General features: G+C 72.0%; 1 protein-coding gene. It reads left to right on the top strand.

Going from position 1 to position 2700, the window contains the following annotated elements; translation table 11 throughout:
• The first annotated feature begins 217 nt into the window (after positions 1-217).
• Complete coding sequence (locus AB1673_17560) at positions 218-2458, top strand: RCC1 repeat-containing protein (GenBank protein ID MEW6155764.1); 2241 nt, start codon at positions 218-220, stop codon at positions 2456-2458.
• Positions 2459-2700 lie beyond the last annotated feature (242 nt).

Raw genomic sequence — 2700 nt, forward strand, 5'->3', positions numbered from 1 at the left:
AAGCCGAAGAGACCGCGAACGGCGGGGCCGGTGGACGAGCTGCAATAGGGGGACCATCTGTGGCGGCGGTAGGGTCTCGGCATTCGCCCCGTTCCCGTCTGCTTCCAGACCTGGGGGGGCGGCTGGGTTGCGGGTCTGGACGGGCGGGGATAGGCTCGTTCGGTGCGGGCGAGGCCGATCAGCCCGCGAGCCGAGAGCCTCGCCGAGGAGAGTGGCCATGATGGGAATCAGGACCGGAAGGGCAGGGAGCGACGAGGGGCGCGGTGTACGCATGCGGGCGCGGGGAGGCGGGCTGCTCGTGGCGGCGGCGAGCGCGGCGATCCTCGGGGTTGCCGGAACGACGACCGCGCAGACGGAAATCGTCGGCTGGGGGAACGAGGTGATGGACAGCGCCTGGCTCGAGGATCCGTTTGTGGAGCTGGCGGGGGGGCTCTACCACACCCTCGGTCTCCGCGACGACGGCACGATCGTGGCCTGGGGCTACAACTACTACGGCCAGTGCATCGTGCCCAGCCTGCCGCCGGGCCTGCGCTACGTCGACGTGGCAGCGGGCTGCGAAGGCGATCACGGCCTCGCGGTTCAAAGCGACGGGACGGTGGTGGCGTGGGGATACAACTACTGGGGCCAGTGCGACGTGCCGGCGCCGCCGCCGGGCGTCTGGTACGTGGAGGTGGCGGGGGGAGGGGATCACAGCGTGGCGCTCCGAAGCGACGGCACGGTCGTGGCGTGGGGGCGGAACAACTACGGCCAGTGCGACGTGCCGGCGCCGCCGCCGGGTCTCGCCTACGTCGAGGTGGCCTCGGGCCGGTATCACAGCCTGGCGCGTCTGAGCGATGGGACGGTCGTGGCCTGGGGATACAACGCCAAGGGCCAGTGCAACGTGCCGGCGCTGCCGCCGGGTCTCACCTACCTGCAGGTAGCCGGCGGTGGCAATCATAGCCTCGCGGCGCGGAGCGACGGAACGGTCGTGGCCTGGGGATCGAACGGCGAAGGCCAGAGCGACGTCCCCGCGCTGCCGCCGGGCCTCAGCTACGTCAGAGTCGCGGCGGGAGCGCGGCACAGCCTGGCACTGCGGAGCGACGGTTCGGCCGTCGGCTGGGGATACAACTACTACGGTCAGTGCGACGTCCCGGCGCCGCCGCCCGGTCTCACCTACGTGGACGTGGCCGCCGGCGGCTACCACAGCCTGGCGTGCCGCAGCGACGGCACAGTCGCCGCCTGGGGGAACAACAACTTCAGCCAGTGCAACGTCCCCCCGCTGCCGGAGGAGCTCACCTACGTCGAGGTGGCGGGGGGCGGGGGCCACAGCCTGGCGCGGCGCAGCGACGGTTCGGTCGTGCGCTTGGGCAACGAGTGGGTCGGCGACGTTCCCGACCTGCCGCCGGGATTGAGCTACCTCGACGTGGCGGCGGGGGACCTGCACAGCCTCGTAGTCCGGAGCGACGGGAAGGTGCTCGCCTGGGGCTACAACTACTACGGCCAGTGCGACGTGCCCGCGCTGCCCCCGGGCCTGCGGTACGTCGAGGTGGCGGCGGGAGAGTTCTTTAGCCTGGGGAGGCGGAGCGACGGCTCGATCGTGGGCTGGGGGTGGAACAACAACGGCCAGTGCGACGTGCCCCGCCTGCCGCCGGGCCTCGTCTATGTCGAGGTGGCGGCGGGCGCGGAGCACAGTCTCGGACGTCGCAGCGACGGCACGGTAGTGGCCTGGGGAGCCCCAGGGGCAATCGACGTGCCCGCGCTACCACCAGGTCTTACCTACGTCGAGGTGGCGGGGGGCTACGCGCACAGCCTCGCACGTCGCAGCGACGGCTCGGTGGTGGCCTGGGGGCGAAACAACGCCGGCCAGTGCGACGTGCCGGCGCTGCCGCCGGGCGTCACCTACGTCGAGGTGGCGGCGGCGGGGAAGTACAACGGCGATCACAGCCTCGCCCGGCGCAGCGACGGGACGGTCGTGGCCTGGGGGTTGAACGACGTCGGCCAGTGCGACGTGCCGGCGCTCCCCCCGGGAACGACCGCTGTCGCGCTGGGGGCCGGTGCGGGTCACAGCCTGGCGATCTACGGCACCGGGTTCGCTATCGCCTCCGCCACGCTCCGCACCGCGGGAGGAAACCCCGCGAGCTACGGGGTGTTCACGAGACCTGTCCTGGGGGGGACCTACACGGCTCTCGTCGATCTCGCCGGCACGAGCGGCCACGATCTCGCGTGGCTCGCTGGTTTTGGGACTCCGCTCACCGCGACCCTCGCCGGCGGCCAGACCCTGCTCGTCGATCCGGCCGATCCCTACGGAGAGCTGCTCGGCCTGAACGTCGTGCCCGGCCCGGTGGCGCTCTACGACCTCGCGGTGCCCGGCGATCCTCTCTTCGCGGGCTTCTCGCTCTCCACGCAGGCGCTGCACGTGGGGGGCCTCCAGCCCTTCGTGCTCTCGAACGCGCAGGACCTGGTTTTGGGGTATCGCTAGAGGCGGGCGGCCTCGCTCGGAACCGAGGGATTCCGAGTCCCCGCGGGCCGCCGTGGTGATAGGTTGCGCCGGTCCCGATCCGGCTCGCTGCTCGACGCTACAAATGCTCGCTCCCCTGGACATGCTCGCTCCGCTCGCGCCCGCCCGTCCTGAGCAGGTGCGCCTCGCCCGCCCCACCGTTCCTCCGCGCGTGTATGCGTGCGTGCGTGTGTGGGGGGGGGGGGGGGGGGGGGCCCCCCGAG

The organism is Actinomycetota bacterium (assembly GCA_040754375.1).
GTDB lineage: Bacteria > Actinomycetota > Acidimicrobiia > Acidimicrobiales > AC-14 > JBFMCT01.